Annotated in this window: 20 protein-coding genes; 8 read left to right on the top strand and 12 right to left on the bottom strand. The window is 57.7% G+C overall.

Annotation, left to right across the window (positions count from 1 at the left end):
* Positions 1 to 46 precede the first annotated feature (46 nt).
* Both NAC44_RS18165 and NAC44_RS18160 read left to right on the top strand, forming a co-directional pair.
* Positions 47 to 757, top strand: a complete 711-nt coding sequence (locus NAC44_RS18165; protein WP_250942976.1) for an AzlC family ABC transporter permease — start codon at positions 47 to 49, stop codon at positions 755 to 757.
* Positions 754 to 1,056 carry an AzlD family protein gene (locus NAC44_RS18160; protein ID WP_250942975.1) on the top strand — a complete coding sequence of 101 codons (303 nt, stop codon included), beginning with the start codon at positions 754 to 756 and terminating at the stop codon, positions 1,054 to 1,056. The genes NAC44_RS18165 and NAC44_RS18160 overlap by 4 nt, the downstream gene beginning before the upstream one ends.
* A 1-nt stretch (position 1,057) precedes the next feature.
* Here the strand turns inward: NAC44_RS18160 and NAC44_RS18155 are convergent, their stop codons facing one another.
* On the bottom strand, positions 1,058 to 2,896 hold the full coding sequence (locus tag NAC44_RS18155) for an aminopeptidase P family protein (protein WP_250942974.1): 1,839 nt from the start codon (positions 2,894 to 2,896) through the stop codon (positions 1,058 to 1,060).
* Between the two features lie 385 nt (positions 2,897 to 3,281).
* Here NAC44_RS18155 and NAC44_RS18150 point away from each other — a divergent pair, with 385 nt between their 5' ends.
* Positions 3,282 to 3,443 carry a hypothetical protein gene (locus tag NAC44_RS18150; protein ID WP_250942973.1) on the top strand — a complete coding sequence of 54 codons (162 nt, stop codon included), beginning with the start codon at positions 3,282 to 3,284 and terminating at the stop codon, positions 3,441 to 3,443.
* Between the two features lie 156 nt (positions 3,444 to 3,599).
* On the opposite strand, the gene NAC44_RS18145 is transcribed toward NAC44_RS18150, so the two are convergent.
* Entirely contained in the window at positions 3,600 to 4,472 is an 873-nt protein-coding gene (locus tag NAC44_RS18145; protein ID WP_250942972.1) for a 50S ribosomal protein L11 methyltransferase, read from the bottom strand.
* 78 nt (positions 4,473 to 4,550) lie between these two features.
* Positions 4,551 to 5,150 carry an SCO family protein gene (locus NAC44_RS18140; RefSeq protein WP_250942971.1) on the bottom strand — a complete coding sequence of 200 codons (600 nt, stop codon included), beginning with the start codon at positions 5,148 to 5,150 and terminating at the stop codon, positions 4,551 to 4,553.
* Between the two features lie 326 nt (positions 5,151 to 5,476).
* Here NAC44_RS18140 and NAC44_RS18135 point away from each other — a divergent pair, with 326 nt between their 5' ends.
* Complete coding sequence (locus NAC44_RS18135; RefSeq protein WP_250942970.1) at positions 5,477 to 7,516, top strand: methyl-accepting chemotaxis protein; 2,040 nt, start codon at positions 5,477 to 5,479, stop codon at positions 7,514 to 7,516.
* 3 nt (positions 7,517 to 7,519) lie between these two features.
* Complete coding sequence (locus tag NAC44_RS18130; protein WP_250942969.1) at positions 7,520 to 7,984, top strand: chemotaxis protein CheW; 465 nt, start codon at positions 7,520 to 7,522, stop codon at positions 7,982 to 7,984.
* A gap of 623 nt (positions 7,985 to 8,607) precedes the next feature.
* Here the strand turns inward: NAC44_RS18130 and NAC44_RS18125 are convergent.
* Both NAC44_RS18125 and NAC44_RS18120 read right to left on the bottom strand, forming a co-directional pair.
* Complete coding sequence (locus NAC44_RS18125) at positions 8,608 to 9,366, bottom strand: hypothetical protein (protein WP_250942968.1); 759 nt, start codon at positions 9,364 to 9,366, stop codon at positions 8,608 to 8,610.
* Between the two features lie 263 nt (positions 9,367 to 9,629).
* Positions 9,630 to 10,121: a CreA family protein gene (locus tag NAC44_RS18120; RefSeq protein WP_250942967.1), complete on the bottom strand. Its 492-nt coding sequence runs from the start codon at positions 10,119 to 10,121 to the stop codon at positions 9,630 to 9,632.
* A gap of 313 nt (positions 10,122 to 10,434) precedes the next feature.
* Here NAC44_RS18120 and NAC44_RS18115 point away from each other — a divergent pair, with 313 nt between their 5' ends.
* The 3 genes from NAC44_RS18115 (at position 10,435) to NAC44_RS18105 (ending at position 13,730) form a co-directional block, all read left to right on the top strand.
* Positions 10,435 to 10,983, top strand: coding sequence for a GNAT family N-acetyltransferase (locus NAC44_RS18115; RefSeq protein ID WP_250942966.1), 549 nt, complete (start codon positions 10,435 to 10,437; stop codon positions 10,981 to 10,983).
* 128 nt (positions 10,984 to 11,111) lie between these two features.
* Positions 11,112 to 13,070, top strand: a complete 1,959-nt coding sequence (locus NAC44_RS18110; RefSeq protein WP_250942965.1) for a DEAD/DEAH box helicase — start codon at positions 11,112 to 11,114, stop codon at positions 13,068 to 13,070.
* A gap of 249 nt (positions 13,071 to 13,319) precedes the next feature.
* Positions 13,320 to 13,730 carry a hypothetical protein gene (locus NAC44_RS18105; protein ID WP_250942964.1) on the top strand — a complete coding sequence of 137 codons (411 nt, stop codon included), beginning with the start codon at positions 13,320 to 13,322 and terminating at the stop codon, positions 13,728 to 13,730.
* Positions 13,731 to 13,739: 9 nt separating this feature from the next.
* Here NAC44_RS18105 and NAC44_RS18100 read toward each other — a convergent pair whose 3' ends face one another.
* The 7 genes from NAC44_RS18100 to NAC44_RS18070 all read right to left on the bottom strand — a co-directional run bounded on the left by NAC44_RS18100 (position 13,740) and on the right by NAC44_RS18070 (position 21,765).
* Positions 13,740 to 13,970, bottom strand: coding sequence for a hypothetical protein (locus tag NAC44_RS18100; protein WP_250942963.1), 231 nt, complete (start codon positions 13,968 to 13,970; stop codon positions 13,740 to 13,742).
* 110 nt (positions 13,971 to 14,080) lie between these two features.
* A complete protein-coding gene (gene ligA / locus NAC44_RS18095; RefSeq protein ID WP_250942962.1) occupies positions 14,081 to 16,237 on the bottom strand; it encodes an NAD-dependent DNA ligase LigA in 2,157 nt (718 codons plus the stop codon).
* 130 nt (positions 16,238 to 16,367) lie between these two features.
* Positions 16,368 to 17,195 (bottom strand): endonuclease/exonuclease/phosphatase family protein, encoded by an 828-nt coding sequence (locus NAC44_RS18090; RefSeq protein WP_250942961.1) that lies wholly within the window; start codon positions 17,193 to 17,195, stop codon positions 16,368 to 16,370.
* Positions 17,196 to 17,328: 133 nt separating this feature from the next.
* Positions 17,329 to 18,777, bottom strand: a complete 1,449-nt coding sequence (gene cls, locus NAC44_RS18085) for a cardiolipin synthase (protein ID WP_250942960.1) — start codon at positions 18,775 to 18,777, stop codon at positions 17,329 to 17,331.
* Positions 18,778 to 18,941: 164 nt separating this feature from the next.
* Positions 18,942 to 20,612 carry a DNA repair protein RecN gene (gene recN, locus NAC44_RS18080; RefSeq protein ID WP_250942959.1) on the bottom strand — a complete coding sequence of 557 codons (1,671 nt, stop codon included), beginning with the start codon at positions 20,610 to 20,612 and terminating at the stop codon, positions 18,942 to 18,944.
* 44 nt (positions 20,613 to 20,656) lie between these two features.
* Positions 20,657 to 21,532, bottom strand: a complete 876-nt coding sequence (locus NAC44_RS18075; RefSeq protein ID WP_420839975.1) for an outer membrane protein assembly factor BamD — start codon at positions 21,530 to 21,532, stop codon at positions 20,657 to 20,659.
* Positions 21,520 to 21,765: a hypothetical protein gene (locus NAC44_RS18070; RefSeq protein WP_250942958.1), complete on the bottom strand. Its 246-nt coding sequence runs from the start codon at positions 21,763 to 21,765 to the stop codon at positions 21,520 to 21,522. The genes NAC44_RS18075 and NAC44_RS18070 overlap by 13 nt, the downstream gene beginning before the upstream one ends.
* Positions 21,766 to 21,878 lie beyond the last annotated feature (113 nt).

Genomic DNA, 21,878 nt, shown 5'->3' with positions numbered 1-21,878 from the left:
TCGTTTTTGACATAAGGCAAGACTGATATATCCACAGGACCCTGCCATGAGTGACTTCAAGGATGGCGTGCGCGATAGCCTCGCCATTACGCTTTCAACCCTTCCCTTTGCCGCGCTCTTCGGCGCAGTGGCAGCGTCCCATGGCCAGAGTATCGTTGAGGCGACGGTGATGAGCGCCACGATTTTTGCCGGCGCGAGCCAGTTGGTCGGGGTCGATCTCTTCGGCCACGAGGTTCCCGCCTGGTTGATCGTGCTCTCAGTCTTTGCGGTGAATTTTCGCCATATTCTCTATTCGGCGGCCATCGGTCCGGCCTTCCGCTCTCTCAGCGGCTGGCAGAAGGGCATTGCCTTCTTCTTCATGACCGATCCGCAATTTGCCGAAGCGATCAAGCGGGATGAACGCGGCAAAAAGGTCAGTTTTGCCTGGTATATGGGTTTTGCCCTGACCATTTATATTCCCTGGGTCGGCTTTACCACGCTGGGGGCGCTGTTCAGCAATCTGATCAAGGACCCGCAGGCGGTGGGGCTTGATGTGCTCTTGCCGGTCTATTTCATGGGCAGCGTGCTCGGCTTTCGCCGCCGCCCGAATTTTCTCATCGTCGTTGCCGTCAGTGCTGTGGCCTCGGTGATTGCCATGCACATGGTCGGCTCGCCCTGGCATGTCAGCCTCGGCGCACTGGCGGGTGTGATCACCGCCGCCATCCTGCCGCCGCGAAAACCCGACACCCTACCTCTTGTTGCGGAGCCTGCCGAATGAGCCTCGACCCCTCTATGCTGGCGATCATTCTGGCCGCAGCCTTTGCCACCTATATGACGCGCTCGGGCGGCCATCTCGTCGTCAGCCGCCTGAAAAACCTGCCGCCGCGGGTGGATGCCGCCCTGAACGCCGTGCCCGCTGCGGTGCTGACCACGCTGGTTGCGCCCGCATTCTATGCGGGCGGCGCGGAGGTGAAGATCGCCATGGCGCTGGGGCTTGTCATGGGCCTGCGCTTTTCGCTCATTCCCATGCTGCTGACCGGCTGGGGCGCAGCCGTGCTGCTGCGCCACTTTATATGAATCAGCTCCGAGAAAGCGGCTCCGTCGCCCGGATCAGCCAGGCACGTGCCGCCTCGTCCTCCATCAAAGGCAGGAGAAGTTCGCGCGTGCGGGCGTGATACGCGTCGAGCCAGCGCAATTCCTCCCGCGTCAGCAGGTCTTCGACGATGAGATAGCTGTCAATCGGCACATAGGTCAGCGTCTCGAAGCTCATCATCTCCTGATCGCCGCCCTCGACCGGCTCCAGATCGCGGACATAGACGAGATTTTCGATGCGGATGCCGAAATGGCCGGGGCGATAATAGCCGGGCTCGTTGGAGAGGATCATGCCCGGCAGCAGCTCCTGCGTCGAAACCCGCGAAATCCGCTGCGGCCCCTCATGCACCGAAAGATAGGAGCCAACGCCATGGCCGGTGCCATGGGCAAAATCCGCACCCGCCTTCCACAGCGCAATACGCGCCAGCGGATCGAGATCGCAGCCGCGCGTGCCCTTCGGAAAGCGCGCCATGCTGATGGCAATCATCCCTTTCAGCGCCAACGTGAAAAACCGCTTCTGCTCCTCCGGCACCGCGCCGATGGCAATGGTGCGGGTGATATCGGTGGTGCCATTCTGATATTGCGCGCCCGAATCGATCAGGAACATTTCGCCCGCCTTGATCGGGCGGTCGCTTTCTTCCGTCACCCGGTAATGCATGATGGCGGCATGGTCACCGGCACCGGCAATGGTGTCGAAGGAAATATCCTTGAGCGGGTTCTGCATGCGCTCGCCAACCTTGGCACGCGCCGCTTCCAGCGCTTTCGTCGCACCGATTTCACTGATGCTGCCCGCAGGCTGGCGGTCCAGCCAGGTCAGAAACTCCACAACCGCGACACCATCCTGCACATGGGCGGCCGCCGACCCGTTCAACTCGACGATATTCTTCACCGCCCGGCCCAGCTTGGCCGGATCGTCACCATTAACCACATGAGCCCCTTGCGTGGTCAGCAGCATGACCAGTGCCGAAGGCGCCAGATCGGGATCGACCAGTACCCGGCTTCCGGCTTTGGCCAGAACAGTGAGACGAGTGACAAACGCATCCGGCTCCCATTGCTTGGCCAGTTCGCCTAGATAGGCCTCAACCTCAAGACTGGTCTTGCGCTTGTCGAGGAAAATCTCTGCCTTGCCATCGCTATAAATAATCGCCCGCGACAGGGGATGCGGCGTATGCGGCACATCATTGCCGCGAATATTGAAAATCCAGGCGACCGAGGACGGATCGGTGATCACCACGGCGGCAATATCCTTGCCCGCCAGATCCTCGGCGATTTTGGCGATTTTTTCCGATGATTCGACCCCGGCCGCCGAGATCGGCTGAATGGTGACAGCACCAAGCGGCGCTGCGGGACGATCGCTCCAGATGGCATCGAGCGGGTTTTCAGTCACGAAAACCAGTGTTCCGCCCAGCGCAGACAGTGCCTTTTCCAGCCGTGCCACCTGCGACACCGTATGCATCCAGCCGTCTATGCCGAGGCGGAAACCCTTTTTTGCATGGGTGGCAAGCCATTTCGCCGGCGGTTCGCCGATCAGATCGCCGGGCGTGAAGACATCGAGATCGATCTGCTCGCGCACCTGCGTCACATAACGCCCGTCGACGAAGACCACAGCCTCACGTTCCGTCACCAGCACCTCACCCGCCGAGCCGGTAAAGCCGGTCAGCCATGAAAGTCGCTCAGCTGAGGCGGGAACATATTCCCCCTGATATTCATCGGCGCGCGGAATGAGAAAACCGTCAATGCCGAGGGTTCCGAAACGGGCACGCAAGGCGGAGACCCGCTCCCGACCGAATTGCGGGGTCGATTTGACGTCAAAGGTTTGAAACATGATTCCTGCTCGTGTGATTCGCTTGATAGGTGGCGCTTGATGGGTGGCACTGATGAGCGCCGACCCTACTGCATAATTGTTCAAACCGGAATCGCTTTGAGCTTACAATTCTGCATGAGAGCCAGCGCATGGCGCGGCTCCACATAACCAGATATCATGGACTGAATGAGACAGGCGGCGATGCAAGGCACAGGCTTTGCTAAAATCCTTGCCTCGCGTCGCCACAGCAAAGGCATTGTGACGTTTTTTTGGCCACAAGACGACAGTCATATTAAAAAACCATGCGTATCATGCATAGCTCCTATCTGGCACACCCCCTGTTTTAGAGGGTCTCAATCGATTATATGCATCGCAACAAAGCACGTATTCACAGAATGAGAGACCGATGACCAGCCCGACCCGCACCACCGCTCCGACCCGCGCCATGCCGCTTGGCCGCCAGATTGGACGCAATGGCCTGATCGGCGCCGCCTCCATCGCCCGTGACATGATCGGCGAAGGCCGTCCCGGCACGGTGCGCAATATCTCCATGCGCGCAAGCCTCTGATAAAGTTTAAACCCGCTTGAGCGATCCTCCCAAGCGTTCGCGGGTGATCAGGGAAACCTGATCCTTAAAGCAAAGGCGGCATCCCCGGATGCCGCCTTTGCTTTTTCGTCTATCGCTCTATGCAACATACGCAATGCTGCAACGCAAAAGATCGACTTACCGCAGATGGATCGTCACCCAGCCATTGCGCCAGAGCGTGCGCACATGCTTCAGCCCGGCATTGTTATAGGCTGCGATCACCTTCCAGCGCTGCTCGGCCAGAATGCCGGACAGGATGACAGAACCACCGGGTGCAAGATGTCGCACCAGTTGCGGCGCCATTTTCATCAGCGGCCGCGCCAGAATATTGGCAACGATCAGATCGAAGGGACCAAACTCAGAAAATGCGGTTGAATGAAAACCGGGCGCTGTGCGGAACGCAATATCGTTCGGCACGCCGTTGACGATGCCATTTTCTTCAGCCACGCGAATGGCAACCGGATCGATATCTGTTGCCAGAACCGGAACATGAGAAAGCTTGCTGATGGCAATGGCCAGCACGCCGCTGCCGGTGCCAAGGTCCAGCGCATTGCGCACGGGCTGTGCCCGCATGACGGAGGCGATCATTTCCAGGCAACCCGCCGTCGTGCCGTGATGGCCGGTGCCAAAGGCCTGACCGGCATCGATCTCGATGGCAAGATCATGGGGGCGCACCTTGTCACGGTCATGCGAGCCATGCACCAGAAACCGCCCTGCCCTGACAGGCTTCAGCCCTTCCAGCGATTTGGCGATCCAGTCAACATCGGGAACGACTTCACGCTCCAGAGAGAGATCGGGAAATTCCGCTGCCAGCAACGCGCCGACGCGGCTCGCCACGTCGTCCTCTTCCTCGGCCATCATGTAGACGCTCGCCTGCCAGAGATTGTTCTTCTCATCTACTTCCGTTGTGGCGATGGCATATTCTTCCTCATCGAAGGCCAGGCTCATCAGGTCGAGAATCCGGGTGGCATTGTCTTCGGTGGTGGTGACGAAAAGGCGGATTTCACTCACGGTTTTACCGTCCTGTTGCAAATGGAAGCAGTCGCCTGCTCGTACAATGGCAGACCGCGTCTGGCAACCCGGCGGCGCTCACCCGGCTATAAGCCGCTCCAGCTTTTTCACCGCCACATCCGGGTCTTCGCCGTAAGAAATCGTGCCCTTGAACCGGCCCTGACTGTCGAGCAGGAAAACGGAGGCTGTATGATCCATGGTGTAATCGCCCGTCGGATCATTGGCATCGACGGGGACTTTCTTCGCATAGATATGAAAGCCCTTGACCATGGCCATCACCTTGTCGGGCGCACCGCTTAGACCGGTAATACGGTCCGACACATTCGACACATAGCGGTTGAGCACATCGGGCGTGTCGCGTTCCGGGTCCACGGTGACGAAAAAGGCATTGAGATGGCCGCCCTTGGGATCCACTTTTTTCAGCCAGCCATCCAGTTCGAACAGCGTGGTGGGGCAGACATCGGGACAATGGGTATAGCCGAAGAAGAGCACTGTCGGCTTGCCACGCATCACCGCTTCGCTCACTGCCTTGCCATGCTGATCCACCAGCGTAAACGGAACACCATAGGCCGCCTCCGCCACCTGCTGACGGGACTGGCCGATTTCTACGACCAGAAACGCAACGATTGCGGCCAATACCGTCACACAGACCCAAAGCGCCACCCGCACAGGTTTCATTGTGCATCTCCTGATCTTCAATCCTGATGGCAACCTTACAGCCGCAGCCACATCATGGAAACGGGAAAACGCCAGCCATACAAAGCAGCCGCCGGAACGATCCGCAAAAGCGGAAGAGAAATCCAAACCCATGATTCATAAGGGATACGGTATATTACTTATCTTGAATAATATTAGTGGAAGTTTAACTGATGCTGTTCAATGTGATCCAGCGCGCCAAACGGCAACAGAAAACCTTTTTATAGCCTGTGCAAAAGGTCCTGAAGAGCATCCGCGCGCAAGCGGCAAGACAGAGGGTCGGGTTGCATTCGAGACGGGGAAACGAAATGAACGAAGAAATTTCAGGCCGTGGCCTTTCGGTCAGCCAGCGTCTCATGACCCTTGGCGTGGCCGCCATCATTGCAATCGCCGCCATGCTTGCGATTGGCACCTACAAGGGCCGTGTGCTTGAAACCGCCCTCAACAGCGCCATGACGCTGAAAGACAAGGTAGAAACCATCAATGAGCTACGCCTAGCCAATATCGATCTGACACTGGCGGCAATGGACGTGATCATAGACCGGAAAGAGATGAAAATCAGTCCGGAACGGCAAAAAATCATCGACACGCGCGGCGAAGAACTGGAACGCAATGCGGGCGTTGTCAAAGAGGTCGCCGCTGCCGTCGGCATGAGCGCCGATATGGCCGGATATGATACGGATGTACAAAAGCTCAGACAGGAAATCGGGGTCAACTTGAAAAAGCTGGTCGAGACCAGTGCGCCTGAGATCGATTATGACAGTATCGACAATGTCATCGACCAATCCGGTGCAAAGCTGAAGGAAACGCTTTCAGCCCTGGCCGTAAAGGCTGGTGATCTTGTGGAAGCAAAGGTGAATGAGGCAAAAGCCGCCTCCGGCAGCGTGATTACCATGCAGATTCTGGTCGGCCTGATTGCCTTTGCCGTGGTCGGCAGCCTGCAGTTCATCCATGCCAAATCGATTGCCCGCGGCATTGCCAATGTCCGCGCCAGCATGAAATCGATCATCGACGGCCATTATGAAGAACCGATCCTCGGGCTTGAGCGCGGCGATGAAATCGGCGACATCGCCCGCTCTGCCGATGTGTTCCGCATGGCGGTACTGGACAAGCGGGCGCTTGAAGAAAAAGCTGAAACCGATCGCAAGCTGCGTGAACAGGACGTGCGTGACCGGGAAGCCACAACGCTTGGCGAACGTGAGCGGATGAAACAGGCGGTCGATGCGCTTGGAAAAGGCCTCAACCTGCTGGCCGAAGGCAATCTGGAAGCCACGATTGACGCGACCTTCCCCGAAGAGCTGGAACGGCTGCGCAGCGATTTCAATCAGGTCACGGCCCGCTTGCGCAATGTGATGCTGGAAATTTCCGCCAATTCCAGCTCCATCCAGGCCAATGCCAACCAGATGCGCTCGGCAGCGGACGATCTGGCCCGGCGCACCGAACAGCAGGCAGCCTCACTTGAGGAAACCTCGGCGGCGCTCTCGCAGATCACCGAAAATGTCCGCAGCACCACGACCCGCGCCGAAGAAGCGGGCCATATGGTGGAAAATGCCAAGAATTATGCCGAGGAATCTGGCGCTGTAGTCTCCGACGCCATGGCCGCCATGGAGCGCATTCAGGGTGCCACCGGCGAGATCGGCAAGATCATCAATGTCATCGATGAAATCGCTTTCCAGACCAATCTTCTGGCGCTGAATGCCGGTGTCGAGGCCGCCCGCGCCGGCGACGCCGGCAAGGGTTTTGCCGTCGTCGCCCAGGAAGTGCGGGCGCTGGCCGGACGTGCGGCAGATGCAGCACGCAACATCAAGCAACTGGTCGGCAAATCCAATGACGAAGTGCGTACCGGTGTCGACCTCGTCACCGCAGCAGGCGATGCTCTGAACAGAATCGGTGACGATGTCCTGAGAATAAATGACCACGTTAAGTCGATCGTAACGTCTGCGCGCGAACAATCAATTGGACTGAGCGAAATCAATTCGGCCGTTGGGCAAATGGATCAGGTGACGCAGCAAAATGCTGCCATGGTCGAGGAAACCAATGCGGCAAGCCATACGCTGGCAAGCGATTCCGAAAATCTCGCCCGGCTCGTTGCCCAGTTCAGGATTGGTAAAGGCCCCGTAGGGGATATTGCCGGTCAGCATCAGGCAGGCACATTTGTACAACCCGTTTCGGTCAGACCGGTAACGATCAAACCGGCAGCGGGTCGACCAAGCGTGGCGAGTGAACAGCATAAGGCAAAGCAGTCCCCCGCACGACAGCTCCTTGGCAAGGTTGCGGGTGCATTTTCCAACGGCAGCGTCGCAAGTGCTGCCGCCAGCAAGTCAACCGATCAGTGGGAAGAGTTCTAAACCATGAGCAATGCCATCAAGCAATCCGGAGCCTATCTCGAAATCGTCTCCTTCCACCTTGGCGATCAGGAATTCTGTATCGACATCATGGCCATTCGCGAAATTCGCGGTTGGGCACCAGTGACGCCCATGCCGCACACGCCACAATATGTTCTTGGCCTGATCAACCTGCGCGGCGCGGTGATCCCGGTCATCGATATGGCCTGCCGCCTGGGCATGAGCATGACCGAGCCTTCGGAACGCTCCGCCATCATCGTCACGGATATCGCCGGCAAGCTGGTCGGCCTGCTGGTCGAACAGGTCTCCGATATGATGACCATCCGTTCAGAAGACCTGCAGCCGGCACCGGAAATCATTCCTGAAGCTCAGCGCGCCTTCTGCCGTGGCATCGTGGCTCTGGAAAAATCCATGGTCTGCTTCCTCAATCTCGACACAGTCATTGCCGACGAACTGGCAAACGCCGCCTGAGACAGGCAAGAACGCTAAAGGCAGGACGCATTCTTCAGAAGCCGCTATTAGGGAAATCCTTTTGCCGGCCCTGCCGCGTTCAAGATTTTAAAAAACCTGACCGGTTCGGATGTGATGGCCCCGAACCGGCAGGTTTTCTGCGTTTGCGGGATAATGCGTTACAGCATCATGCGTGGCGGTTTGCTGGCATGACAGGCATACACATGAAAGCACTCTCAGTGCACGAAAAAGCAATAGCTCCACAGTTGCTCATGAAAGGAACCGGTCGGGCAGACATATCAGTGAAAACCTGATGTCGTTTGGGTGAGGGAAACCGTTCGGGTGGCTTCGAACGGTTACCTCGATTTCTCAGGAGAAGAAATCTGCTCACCTCAAATTCATGCCGGTCCGGTACATGACCATTAATTAGCCCCCCGACATGCCAGTGCATCATGCAACAGCTTCATTGCGCAAGAAAGACCAGCGCCGCAAGAAACCATACATTTAAAGGGTGATATCGCTGACTTTTTTTGGGAAAAGACATCAAAAAGCATAGTCTGCACTGCATGGTGCTTTTCCTTGTTCTCAAGGAAGCGTGAGCGGTCCTGCTAGAGCAATTGCCCTCGGTGGTGAGCCAGCGCAGTTCAGGGGCGCCATAAAAACCGATGGATATGACCGCTGACGATAAAATGTGACAAGGAATTATGATCGCTGAGACCGGTAACAGGAAAAAGACTGAGCCTGGCAGACGGTTTGAGAAGATGCGCATTATGAGCATCAAGATGCATATCCCCGCCGAACCACACTTCGATATCGGTCTCAAATGCCCGGTCATTCACATCATTGGCGACATTCAGAAGATGCGGCGCGAAATTCTGCTGGTTTCGCTTGATGACCGGCTCAAAACGTTGATCACCAATGCTTTCTCTGAAATCCGCATTGATATTTACGATTGGCGAAATGGCAACAACCCTCTTTGCCTGCAGAGCAACCCCGTACCTTATGGAGGCAAACCCGCCCACAGATGTTCCTAAACAAAGAAGGGTCTTCGTCTCAAGCTGTTCCAATATGCTCTTGAGAGCCTGAATGGTCCCTGGATAGTCGGGAGCCAGCGGAGCAAGTCCCGGAATGTAAAAGTTGCGCGGCCTGTCTCGCAGATAGATGGCTGAATGGCCGTGATAGGCCAAATAAGCATCCAGACACTCATAGCTGCACATGACTCGATGCAATATGCCTGCAAACACGATGACCGTTGTGCCTGTCACACCTTTGTCGCTGACAATGACGTTCTCGCCCGTGTCGATGACAAGCTTTCGTTTCAACATTGAAATATCGGGAATGGATTGCGCAATCTTGACATGGGCATTCTTGAAATAGACGTCCGCGTCAATCTGTTCAATCATAGACACTGCCATTTTCCTGTCGCCCTTTATGGCCAGGTCGATTGCATCGTCAAATAATCTTAGATCTGCCAATGAACTGGATTCCCGTGTCCGGAATGTTGTGAATTTTAATATTATCGAATATTTAAAGAGAGTTTCAGTATTCCCTTAACGAAAACCCCCAAGCGTTTTTCTTGGGGCAATGCTTTAAAGAAACGCCATGTGAAGACTTGCAATCGCGACATGCTTCAAGCGTACCGTTATCCTCCTTGATTGGTACAACCTTACGGCTTGCCCTTTTGCCAGACAACCGGCTGATTGAAAAGCGGTACGGTTGAAATCGACATTTTTGCCGAACCATTGGTCACCTGGCGCGAATGGGCCAGATAGACGAGCGTGTTGTTCTCCTTGTCGTAAATGCGGTTGACAACCAGCGTCTTCCAGATCAGCGAGCGGCCCTGACGAAAGACCTCTTCGCCGGATTTGCCAAGATCGATATCGCCGATCTCGATCGGCCCGGTCTGACGGCAGGCAATAGAATTGTTGGAAGGGTCCTCGAACCAGTTGCCCTTGTGCAACCGGTCGATGATCGAGCGGTCGAAATAGGTCACATGACAGGTCACCCCCTTGACCTTGGGATCGGTGAGCGCCTCGATAACGATGTCATTGCCGACCCAGTCCACACCAACGCGGCCGATTTCGGTGGCGCGGCCTGGTGCCGAACCCGTCAGGGCAATCAAAACTGCAGCAAGAACCGCAAGACCCAGCCTTTTCATGTCACTCTCCTTCACGCTTCACGGTTGAGATAAGATGCATACAGAGGCTTGCAAGAGACAAGCCTGTCGCAATAGAGGCGCAACGACAAAAAAGCGGACAGGAATTGACACAGGCACGACCGCGGGCCATCCTCACACCATGATCGCAATGCTTGCCCATGTCATGACAACCACGCTCACCACCGATCCTGCAGGGATCGGGGATGTTCGTGTCATGGATCGTATCTGACCGGTCATTACCCCGAACCCTGCCAGAGCGAGCAGGGTTTGTCGAACGCTCCTGCTCTTCATGGCCAAACGAAGAGTTAGAGACATGCCTGATCCTGCCGCCATTGCCCGCCTGAACCCGACTGTTGCATGGCCGGACGGTTTGACCGTGCGCCGCCAGCGGCTTGAAGACGCAGAGGCCATTGCCGACATGCAGAGCCTGCCGGGCTTTCGCTTCGGTACGCTGCGTCTGCCCTACCCATCCGTGCGCGATGTGCGCAGCTATATCGAAAATCCGGCACCGAATACGCTGGCTCTGGTTGCCCTCCTTGACGGGATCATTGTCGGCCATGCCGGACTGACCGGTTTTCAGGGCCGCCGCAGCCATGCCGCATCGCTCGGCATGGGCGTGCATGACGCTTATACCCGTCGCGGCATCGGGCGCGTGCTGCTTTGCGAACTGATCGCCGCCGCCGATGATTGGCTCAACCTTCGCCGGCTGGAACTGACCGTCTATACCGATAATGATGCCGCCATCTCACTTTATCGCAGTCTGGGCTTCGTCCAGGAAGGCCTGTTCAAGGACTTTGCCTTCCGGCAGGGACGTTTCGTCGATGCCTTGACCATGGCGCGGTTCAAACCGGAAAAACCCTGAATTTCAGGAAATATCGGCCTCCCCCCTGTACTTTTTCGGCTTTGCCTTATAGGAACGGCGCAAATCTTCCGCGACAATGCGGACCTTGCGCCTTCCGGCGCCTTCATTTCACTTTGAAAGACGAATCGATGACGGATTTAGACCGCATCGTCCCGGCCATTGCCGAGGCCTTGCGCAAACGTGGCTATACCACCCTCACCCCCGTGCAGCAGGCCATGCTGGATGACGAGCTTGCCGGGCGCGATGCGCTGGTATCTGCCCAGACCGGCTCCGGCAAGACGGTGGCCTTTGGTCTCGCCATGGCGCCAACCCTGCTTCATGAGGCCGAGCGCTTTGCCCGTGCCGCCGCCCCCAAGGCCCTGGTCATTGCCCCAACGCGCGAACTGGCCCTGCAGGTCATGCGCGAGCTGGAATGGCTTTATGAACTCACGGGCGCCGTCATCGCTTCCTGTGTCGGCGGCATGGATATTCGCACCGAACGCCGGGCGCTGGAACGCGGCGCCCATATCGTTGTCGGCACGCCGGGCCGCCTGCGCGACCACATCACCCGCGGAGCGCTCGATCTGTCCGGCATAGCCGCCGTGGTTCTCGACGAGGCCGACGAGATGCTCGATCTCGGTTTCCGTGACGATCTGGAATTCATTCTGGAAAACTCCCCGGACGAGCGCCGCACGCTTTTGTTTTCCGCCACCGTGCCGCGCGCCATTGCGGATCTCGCCAAAAGCTATCAGCGCGATGCAAAGCGCATCGAAACCATCACCGAAAAGAAGCAGCACGGCGATATCGATTACCGCGCCATGCTGGTTTCGCCCTCTGACAAGGAACATGCGATCATCAATGTGCTGCGCTATTATGAAGCGCGCAACGCCATCGTGTTCTGCTCCACCCGAGCCAACGTCAATCACCTGACAGCACGGCTGCACAATCGCGGCTTCTCGGTCGTGGCGCTGTCGGGCGAATTGTCGCAGAACGAACGCACCCATGCGCTTCAGGCCATGCGCGACGGTCGCGCCCGAGTGTGCATCGCCACCGATGTCGCCGCCCGCGGCATCGACCTGCCGGGCCTCGAACTGGTCATCCATGCCGATCTGCCAAGCAATGGCGAAACCCTGCTGCACCGCTCAGGCCGCACCGGTCGTGCCGGCAACAAGGGTGTCTCCGCCCTGATCGTACCGCTCAACCAGCGCCGCAAGGCCGAACGTCTTCTGGGTGATGCCCATCTCAAGGCCGAATGGGCACTGCCGCCCAGCGCCGACGCTGTTCTTGCCCGCGATGATGAGCGTCTGCTGAACGACGCCGTCTTTGCCGAGGCCGCACATGACGACGAAAGCGACATGGTGGCGCGGTTGATCGAGGCACATGGCGCGGAAAAACTGGCCGCGGCCTTCATCCGCAATTATCGCGCCAGCCGCTCAGCCCCTGAAGACCTGATCGAAATTTCACTGGAAGCTGACAAACGCCCGCGTCGCGAGCGTAGCGATGAGGCCGGTCCGCGGTCCAGCGGCGAGAGCCGTGGCCCCTTCGGTCCGAGTCGCTGGTTCTCGCTTTCGGTCGGGCGCAAGCAGAATGCCGAGCCGCGCTGGTTGATCCCGATGCTGTGCCGCCATGGCGATATGACCCGCCACGCAATTGGCGCCATCCGCATGCAGCCGGAAGAAACCTTCGTCGAAATCGCTGAAAATGACGCCGAGCGTTTTCTGAGTGCTCTCGGCCCGAACAAGGTGCTGGAAAAAGGCATCCGGGTCCAGCCGCTGCCTGGCGCGCCGGACCTTTCCGCCCCGCCTCGGGAGCGCAAACCCCGCGATTACGGCAAGCGTGATCATGAAAAGCGTGATTATGACAGGCCGCGTGACCGGGACCGTCAGGGCGATTTTTCTGCCCGCAGCAATGAAGGCAGCAAAAAACCTTATAAGGGCAGCCCAAAAGCCGCAGGCAAGGATGCCTCTCTCACCGGGATGGATGCCGATGTCTGGGGCCTGCCGAAATCACAAAAAAGCGGCCAGTCTAAACCTGACTGGCGCGATAGGAAGCAGGACCGCAGCCCCCCATCACGCAAGCCTAGCAAAGGCAAAAAAGACGACCGCTAACGTCATCGTGAGATAAAAAAGGTTTCATGAAATTACGCGCCATGATTCCAGCCATTTTGTCTGCTCAACTGCTACCATGCAAAAGAGACAGGACACGCGGAACAAGACATTCCCTTCGGTGTGTGATTGCGGCATCGCTCTCGGCCAAAATGATCACACACCACGGGAAGTGTTTTGCCTCATATCCGGCAATCGGATAAGAGGCATTGCAGCAGCAGGATTTGCTGAGATAACCGGACGGATCATGGCATGATCGGGGTCAAGAACGATATGCAGACGCAGCCGATCTGTGACGAAACAAGCACATGGCGACCGGTCAGGCTGGTGTTGATGGCGGCGGCGGCTATTCTTGGCGCCCTGCTCTATATTGGTTTTACCCGGTCAATCGCCCCCTCACGGCTGAGCGTACATGAAGTGGGTGTGGAGCGCCGCGCCCATGGCTGGCAGGTTCTGTTCGAGGGCCGCAACCGTACCGATGATCCGATTCGAACCGTCGATGTGCGCGGCGTGCTGATGCAGCGTGGCCAGCCGGTAGAAGCGTCGGAAGTCACCGTCACAGACGTATCGTCAAAGGGCACCTTCAAGGGCAGGCTGGATTTCACCACCGATCCACGCGGTCGCTCTTTGCGGCTGAACGCGATGAACATGTTCAATCCGTGAAATTATAAATCAATATAATTTCACATTACTTTGCCGATCAAATATCCGGAAAGAATTGCGACCCAATATTTTAGCTATATCACGAGCTAAAACAAAAATATTTTCATTTAAATTTTCAACATATATATCCCATTGCGAAAAATACTCATTGGAACCCCTCCAATTTGAAATGGCCCTGAATTTTACACTTGCGATTCGACCGCTTTCTATCAAGGTGGCGAAAAAATTCTCATCAAACACAAAAAATCTCCTTATGCAATTTAGCTAAACAAGCTAAAATGATTATTTGCTTCATTTGTTCTTAATTTGTTCTTTTAGAAATGATTGTCAATATGCAACACAAAGAAATTTCATGACCCGATAAATTCCAGCCAGTCATCCTCGCTCATCACCGTCACGCCCAGCTCACGGGCCTTATCGAGCTTGGAACCGGCTCCCGGCCCTGCCACGACATAATCGGTCTTTTTTGACACCGACCCTGCCACTTTCGCGCCAAGGCTTTCGGCGCGAGCCTTGGCCTCGTCGCGGGTGAAGCGTTCGAGCGACCCGGTAAACACCACCGTCTTGCCGGTCACGGGACTGTTGCCGGTGCTGGCAGCCTCGGCGTCAAGCGGCGTCACCTCATCCAGCAACCGGTTGACCACATCGAGATTGCGTGTCTCCTTGAAGAATTCGACAATCGAGGCCGCCACCACCTCTCCAATGCCGTCTATGCCGTTCAGCTCGTTCCAGGCCTCGCCGAATTTCGCTTCTGCTGCCCGCATCGCTTCGGCAAAATTCTTGTAGCTGCCATATGTCTTCGCCAGGAGCTTGGCGGTTGTCTCGCCAACATGGCGGATACCGAGCGCGAAGATAAAACGGTTGAGCGCAATTTCACGCCTTGCATCGATCGCTTCATAAAGCTTGCGCACGCTGACCCGGCCAAAGCCCTCGATATTTTCCAGCTTGGTCAGCGACTGCTCCTGCCGCCGTTTCAGGGTAAAAATATCCGCTGCGGTGCGGATCATCAAAGCTGGATCCTCATTGTCGAAAAAGAAATCCACCTGTTTCATGCCAAGCCCTTCGATGTCGAAGGCATTGCGTGAGACAAAATGTTTCAGATGTTCCTTGGCCTGGGCAGAGCAGACGAAACCGCCGGTGCAGCGGGTGACCGAATCGAGCTTGCCGGTCTTTTCATTGCGTTCACGCACCGCATGGCTGCCGCAGACCGGGCAGGTCGTCCGAAACGCATACTTCACCGCCTCTACCGGGCGCTTTTCCAGCACCACGTCGAGAATTTGCGGAATGACATCCCCTGCCCGCTGGACGATGACGGTGTCACCTTCACGAATATCATGACCTTCCGGACGGATGCGCTCGCCGCCATTGCCGATACCCTCGATGTAATCGGCATTGTGCAATGTGGCATTGGTGACGACAACGCCGCCGACGGTGATCGGCTCCAGCCGCGCCACCGGCGTCAAGGCCCCGGTGCGCCCCACCTGAATGTCGATGGCCTCAACCTTGGTAAAAGCCTGTTCAGCGGGGAATTTATGCGCCGTCGCCCAGCGCGGCGAACGCGAGCGGAAGCCGAGCCGCGCCTGCAGATCGAGCCGGTCCACCTTGTAGACCACGCCGTCGATATCGTAATCCAGATCGGCACGTTTCAGGCCGATCTCACGGTAATGGCTGATGATGTTTTCCACCGAGGTCAGCCGTCTGGTCAGCGGATTAACCGGAAAACCCCAGCGCTTGAACACCTCGACCATGCCCCATTGGGTGTCTGCGGGCATATCTGCCATTTCACCCCAGGCATAGGCGAAGAATTTCAGCTTGCGGCTGGCGGTCACTTTCGGGTCAAGCTGACGCAACGATCCCGCCGCCGTGTTGCGCGGATTGACATAGGTCTGTTTGCCCTCAGCCTCCATCTGGGCGTTGAGCGCGAAAAAATCGCTTTTGGCCATATAGACCTCACCGCGCACCTCGACGATGTCGGGTGCATCGGCGGGAAGTTCCGTCGGAATCTCCTTGATCGTCAGAATATTGGCGGTGACATTTTCCCCGGTCGTGCCGTCACCGCGGGTCGCCGCCGTCACAAGACGGCGGTTTTCATAGCGGATCGACATGGAGAGCCCGTCAATCTTCGGCTCGGCGGTAAAGGCAATCGAGCCGTCGGGAAACTGGCCGAGAAAGCGATAGACGGAGGCTACGAAATCCTGAACATCCTCATCGGAAAAGGTATTGTCCAGCGACAGCATCGGCCGGGCATGGGTCACTTGCGAAAAAACGCCAGCGGGCGCGGCCCCGACCCTGACAGACGGACTGTCGGTCCTGACCAGCATGGGAAAGCGCGCCTCGATGTCGTCATTGCGGCGCTTCAGCGCATCATACTCGGCATCGGAAATATCCGGGCGATCCTTGCCGTGATAGAGCGCGTCATGACGGGCGATTTCGGCGGCCAGTCGCTCCAGCTCGGCCCGCGCCTCATCCTCGCTCAAATCGTCAACCGCGATCACCTTGTCCGCCATGTCTTTCTCCTGCCATGCTTGGCTTTGTCTTAAAGTTTGTCGGGAAAAAGTGGAACCCGGTTTTTCCGAAAAGACAAACGAAAACAAAAGAATCCAGAGCCTGTCTGGTGCAGGCTGAACCTGGCTGACTCTAGCGCAAAATTGCCGGATGGGAAGAGAGCGCCGCCAGATCGATCCAGGCCTTCAACGGCAAATGATCGGAGGCAAGCCGGGCAACCGGACTGTCATGCACCTGCACGTCGCGGATCAGGCCGGCGCGATTGGCCATGATCCGGTCCAGCGCCAGAAGCGGCAGGCGGGCGGGAAAGCTCGGCACCGGCGGCGGCAGCGGGCCGAAAACCGGCTCGAAACGGCTGAGCGCCGAGCGCTCGCCCAGCCGCCATTCGTTGAAATCGCCCATCAGCACGGTTGGACAGTCCTCCCGTTCGCGCATCAGCCGCAGAATGAAATCCGCCTGCTGGCGGCGCGCCCAGCGCAAAAGCCCGAGATGGGCGGCAATGATGCGCAGTTCCGACCCGTCGCTGAGATCGATTTCCGCCACCACCGCACCGCGCGGCTCCAGCCCCGGCAGCACCACGGGATGGACGTTGCGCATCACGCCCTCGCGAAACAACAGCACATTGCCGCGCCAGCCATGCGATTGCGGCCGCCCGGCAAGCGGCATTCGTGTGAGGCCCGTTTCGCGGGCAAGCCGCGCCATGTCGAGAAGCCCCACCTTGTCACCAAACCGCTTGTCCGCTTCCTGCAGCGCAATCACATCCGGCCCGATCTCGCAGATCACCTCCATCACCCGGTCAGGGTCGAAGCGACCATCGGCGCCAACGCATTTATGCACATTATAGGAGGCAACCAGCAGGCCGGAATGCGGCGTCTCAACAGCAGACAAAACCGGCTGGCTGCGGCGGTTGCGCAACGAGGTCAAAAGCTGGGTTCTGAGATTGGGCTTGGGCTGGGTCATCCGAACAAGAAATAAAAGAGCTATCTCAAAAGTCTAGAGCATCGTGCCGAAAATCGGAATCGGCACGATGCTCTAAGATTTTGTTTCCGCATCGGTTTTTCCGAAAACCGGTCCCCACTTTTCGGCCGATGCTTTAGAGATAAGGCGACGCCAGCCACAAAACCCGCTGCATAAGCTTGAGCCAGAACGGTTTGTGGTGCAGGCTTTCCAGCGTCACCTCCTCTGCATCCTGCTTGCGCGCATCCATGCGGCCTGCAACGAAGCCGGCAAAATCCTCGTCATAGACTTCAAGATCGATTTCGAAATTCAGCCGCAACGAGCGCGAATCGAGATTGGACGAGCCGACGAAACACCATTTGTCATCCACCACCAGCAGTTTGGAATGGTCGAAACGGCCCTTTGAGCGAAAGATACGGCAGCCATCGCGCAGAATTTGCGGAAACTGCGCCTGCATGGCGTGGTTGACGATGGCGAGATTGTTTTCAGACGGAATGACGATCTCCACCGCCACGCCGCGCCTTGCCGCCGTGGCAAGGGCTGCCAGAAAAATCGGATCGGGCAGAAAATAAGGCGACATGATGCGAATGGAGCGCTCCGCCACAGAAAAGGCCCCGGTCAGCATCCGGTGATTGCTTTCCAGATGCGCATCCGGCCCGGAAACGACGACGCGGGAAAAAGGCGCATGGCCCGGCTCTCCGGCGGAGAGATGCACACGCCAGGCCTCACCCTGCAAAGCTTCTCCGGTTTCAAAATGCCAGTCATCCGCCGCCACGACGAAAAGATCAGACACCACCGGCCCTGTCACGCGGAAATGCGTGTCACGCGCCGCATCCGGCCCGGTAAAATCCTTGCGGATATTCATGCCGCCCATAAAGGCGATGGCGCCATCGACCACCAGAATTTTCCGGTGAGTACGCAGATTGGCGTAGGGCAACCGCAGACCGGAAATGACCTTGCCGTTGAAGGCGGCCACATCGATGCCTCCGGCGACCAGATCCCCGACAATGCTCGGAACGCTATAGCGTGCGCCGACCGCATCGATCAGCACCCTGACCTCGACCCCGCGTTTGCGCGCGGCAATCAGACGCCCTGCAAGACGGAGACCCGCCTCATCCCGATCGAAAATATAGGTCTCCATCAAGATGCTGTGGCTGGCCTCATCAATCGCCTTTTCCATGGCGGCATAGGCCTCATCGCCTGAGGTCAGCGGCATGATGCGGTTGCCGGAACTCAAAGCATGGCGGGTGACCCGTTCGCCCAGATGGCAGAGCGCCCCCATCCGCCCGCCAAAGCGGTTTTCCACCGCATCGGACCCGACATCATAATGCTGCAACATCTCCGCCACATGGCCGTGACGCAAAGACCGCCGGGCAATGAAGGAAGCGCGGCGGATTCGATTGACCCCGGCCACGGCATAGATCACCGCACCAAGTATGGGCGAAAGGATGATCACCCCGACCCAGCCGATGGCCGCGCGGACATCCCGCTTGGTCATGGTGGCGTGAATGGCGGCGACAACGCCCATCACCGTCGACAACACAGCCAGAATATGCGGCCAGTAATGGTCAAGAAAATAAATCATGGGCGCGGACAAAAGAATGCGGCATAAAAAGCCGTCTGGCTGAGACCCTGCTGCGCGCCACCGTCATTCACACCCGCAAAACACCCTATTGTCTTGAAAACAGCTTTTACCATCCACCCTCATCCCGTTGACACTCATCAAGATTGGGAGGATGCGGCAAAAGATCAATGGCCAGCCAGAAGTTTCGCTGCCGCCGCCCGCGCCTCATCCGTCACGGAGGCACCAGCCAGCATGCGGGCGATTTCCTCGCGGCGATGGTCGGGGCCGATTTCGGCAACGCGGGTGGCAATCTTGTCCGCCGCCTTTTCGGCAGGCCCTTTGGAAATCAAAAGATGGGTTGCCGCCCGCGCCGCCACCTGCGGCGCATGGGTGACGGAGAGAACCTGCACCCGTTCCGACAGCCGCTTCAACCGCTGGCCAATGGCATCGGCCACCGCGCCACCGACACCCGTGTCGATTTCATCGAATACCAGCGTCGGGGCCGAACCGCGATCGGCCAGCGCGACCTTCAGCGCCAGCAGAAAGCGAGACAATTCCCCGCCGGAGGCCACTTTCATGATCGGTCCCGGCCTTGTGCCCGGATTGGTCTGCACATGAAATTCGACAAGATCGATGCCGTCGGCGCTGGCATTGCTCGCATCGCTCGTCACCTCGACCATGAAGCGGGCGCGCTCCAGCTTCAGCGCCGGCAGTTCCGCCATCACCGCCTCGGCCAGCGCCGTTGCGGCCTGAAGGCGTTTGGCCGACAGCGACCGGGCTGCGGCATCGTAAAGCGCCTTTGTCTCTTGAACCGCCTTTTCCAGTCGCCCGAGCTTTTCCTCACCAGCATCGAGATCTGCCAGATCGGCGATCATCTTGACCGCAAGTGCCGGAAGATCAGCAACGGCAACAGCATATTTGCGGCTGGCGGCGCGCAGCGCAAACAACCGCTCTTCCACCCGCTCCAGTTCGCGCGGATCGAATTCTGTGCGGCGCAGTGCGGCTTCCACCTCCATCTGGGCGCTGGAGAGCGTATCGAGCGCGGTGCCGAGCAAGGTGACCGTGTCTTCAAGCAGGCCCGGCGCTTCACCGCTTTTGCGTTCCAGCCGCCGCATCAGCGAGGCGATCATCGGCACGGGGCTTGCCTGACCGTTGAGGAATTCCGACGCTTCGGCAATGTCTCCGGCAATGCGCTCGGCCTTCTGCATCCGGGCGCGGCGTTCGGCCAGATCCTCCTCCTCGCCATCGGCGGGCTGAAGCGCTTCCAGCTCCTCAACACAGGCGCGCAGATAATCGGCCTCGCGCGCGGCAGCCTCAACCTTGGCCTTGTGCGTCTTGAAAGACCGTTCGGCCTCGCGCCAGCGCCGGTAAAGCTCGCCAAGCGCCATGGCCTCATCGCTCAAGCCGGCAAAGGCATCGAGCAACAGCCGATGGGCCGCCGTATCAACCAGAGCGCGATCATCATGCTGTCCGTGAATTTCGACGAGATGCTGACCGGCCTGACGCATCAGCTGCACGCTGACCGGCTGGTCGTTGACATAGGCGCGGGTGCGGCCATCGGCGGACTGAACCCGGCGGAAAATCAGGTCGCCATCGTCATCGACGCCGTTTTCCTTCAGCAGCGCCCGGGCAGGATGGTGAAGCGGCACATCAAACACGGCCGTCACCTGCCCCTTGTCCTCGCCATGGCGCACAAGACCGCCATCGCCGCGCCCACCAAGCGCCAGCGACAGACTGTCGAGCAGGATCGACTTGCCGGCCCCGGTCTCGCCCGTCAGAACCGACAGGCCAGCGGAAAAGCCAAGGTCAAGCCGCTCGATCAAGACAATGTCACGGATCGAAAGCTGGACCAGCATGGGGTTCACATCTCTTCAACAAGACCGGGCTGTTGCCGCATCGCTTACGAATTGCTGCCGAGAAGCAGTTTCTTGCCCGCCTTGGAAATCCAGGATTCGGTATTTTCCTGCGGCGCAACGCCCTTGCTTTTCAGGAGCTTGTAGCTGTCGGCATACCATTTGCTGTCGGGGTAGTTGTGACCAAGCACAGCAGCCGCCGTCTGGGCTTCGGACACGACGCCAAGTGCATAATAGGCCTCAACCAGACGGGCCAGCGCCTCTTCGATCTGATTGGTGTTGGAATATTGCTCGACAACAGTGCGGAAACGCTGGATGGCGGCCAGATATTCCTTGCGCTCCAGATAATAGCGGCCAACCTGCATCTCCTTGCCGGCCAGCTGGTCGCGGGCAAAGCGGATCTTCGCCTGCGCATCCGAGACATATTCGGAATTCGGGTAATTCTTCACCACCTTGGTCATCGCATCAATGGTGCGGGTGGAGAAGGTCTGATCTTGTGTCACCGACGGAATCTGACGCCAGTCGGAGAGACCGATCAGATACTGCACGTAAGCGGCATCCTTGCTTTCCGGATAAAGCGCCATATAGCGATTGCCGGTAGCGATTGCGTCGGTATAGCTGCCCATGCGATATTTGACGAAGGTGCTCATTACCAGCGCCTTCTGCGACCAGTCGGAGAAGGGATTTTCCCGATCGACCGCATCGAACTTGCGCGCAGCCTCCGCCATATGACCCGCCTTGATATTGGCGAGACCCTGATCATAAAGCTGCTGAGGCGGATCGGTTTCCGCTTTCAGCTTGGTGATGTCGATATCCTTATCGGTGCTACAGGCCGAAACGAGACCCGCCGTTGCCGTCAGGGCAAGACAAACGGCAAGCGCCCGTGTTGTTCGAGAGAGCATGGAAGAATTCACATCACGCATACGACAGTTCCCGGTTTCAGCGGCGCTATGAGGTCATCGCCTGTTGTAGGCGTTTTAGCCATAAAGCCAAGATCAGGACAACGCAATGCTGATGATTTAACGCATTTTTGTGGCGAAGCCTTCAGGAAAAAGCCATTTTTATAAACCACCGCAAAGTTTGAGCCCAATCTAGTGGTCTGATCATAACATTTGCCACCGATTGCTGCACCGTTGAGTGCAAATGTTATGATCATAAAGACCACTATCTATCTATATGTTTCTATTAGATTTTTAAGAATTTGACATTTGATCTCAGAGGGCGCCGCAAATGCGCATCAAATGTCAAATTCAATCCACTAGCGGACAT

The organism is Allorhizobium sonneratiae, assembly GCF_023700755.1.
GTDB lineage: Bacteria > Pseudomonadota > Alphaproteobacteria > Rhizobiales > Rhizobiaceae > Allorhizobium > Allorhizobium sonneratiae.
The sequence above is the reverse complement of the archived record's forward strand: the minus strand, read 5'-3'. Positions and strand labels throughout refer to the sequence as shown.

Coding starts and splice junctions, on each gene's coding strand:
- NAC44_RS18165 (WP_250942976.1), top strand. CDS start 47: ATGAGTGACTTCAAGGATGGCGTGCGCGATAGCCTCGCCATTACGCTT.
- NAC44_RS18160 (WP_250942975.1), top strand. CDS start 754: ATGAGCCTCGACCCCTCTATGCTGGCGATCATTCTGGCCGCAGCCTTT.
- NAC44_RS18155 (WP_250942974.1), bottom strand. CDS start 2,896: ATGTTTCAAACCTTTGACGTCAAATCGACCCCGCAATTCGGTCGGGAG.
- NAC44_RS18150 (WP_250942973.1), top strand. CDS start 3,282: ATGACCAGCCCGACCCGCACCACCGCTCCGACCCGCGCCATGCCGCTT.
- NAC44_RS18140 (WP_250942971.1), bottom strand. CDS start 5,150: ATGAAACCTGTGCGGGTGGCGCTTTGGGTCTGTGTGACGGTATTGGCC.
- NAC44_RS18135 (WP_250942970.1), top strand. CDS start 5,477: ATGAACGAAGAAATTTCAGGCCGTGGCCTTTCGGTCAGCCAGCGTCTC.
- NAC44_RS18130 (WP_250942969.1), top strand. CDS start 7,520: ATGAGCAATGCCATCAAGCAATCCGGAGCCTATCTCGAAATCGTCTCC.
- NAC44_RS18125 (WP_250942968.1), bottom strand. CDS start 9,366: ATGATTGAACAGATTGACGCGGACGTCTATTTCAAGAATGCCCATGTC.
- NAC44_RS18120 (WP_250942967.1), bottom strand. CDS start 10,121: ATGAAAAGGCTGGGTCTTGCGGTTCTTGCTGCAGTTTTGATTGCCCTG.
- NAC44_RS18115 (WP_250942966.1), top strand. CDS start 10,435: ATGCCTGATCCTGCCGCCATTGCCCGCCTGAACCCGACTGTTGCATGG.
- NAC44_RS18110 (WP_250942965.1), top strand. CDS start 11,112: ATGACGGATTTAGACCGCATCGTCCCGGCCATTGCCGAGGCCTTGCGC.
- NAC44_RS18105 (WP_250942964.1), top strand. CDS start 13,320: ATGATCGGGGTCAAGAACGATATGCAGACGCAGCCGATCTGTGACGAA.
- ligA (WP_250942962.1), bottom strand. CDS start 16,237: ATGGCGGACAAGGTGATCGCGGTTGACGATTTGAGCGAGGATGAGGCG.
- NAC44_RS18090 (WP_250942961.1), bottom strand. CDS start 17,195: ATGACCCAGCCCAAGCCCAATCTCAGAACCCAGCTTTTGACCTCGTTG.
- cls (WP_250942960.1), bottom strand. CDS start 18,777: ATGATTTATTTTCTTGACCATTACTGGCCGCATATTCTGGCTGTGTTG.
- recN (WP_250942959.1), bottom strand. CDS start 20,612: ATGCTGGTCCAGCTTTCGATCCGTGACATTGTCTTGATCGAGCGGCTT.
- NAC44_RS18075 (WP_420839975.1), bottom strand. CDS start 21,532: ATGCGTGATGTGAATTCTTCCATGCTCTCTCGAACAACACGGGCGCTT.
- NAC44_RS18070 (WP_250942958.1), bottom strand. CDS start 21,765: ATGATCATAACATTTGCACTCAACGGTGCAGCAATCGGTGGCAAATGT.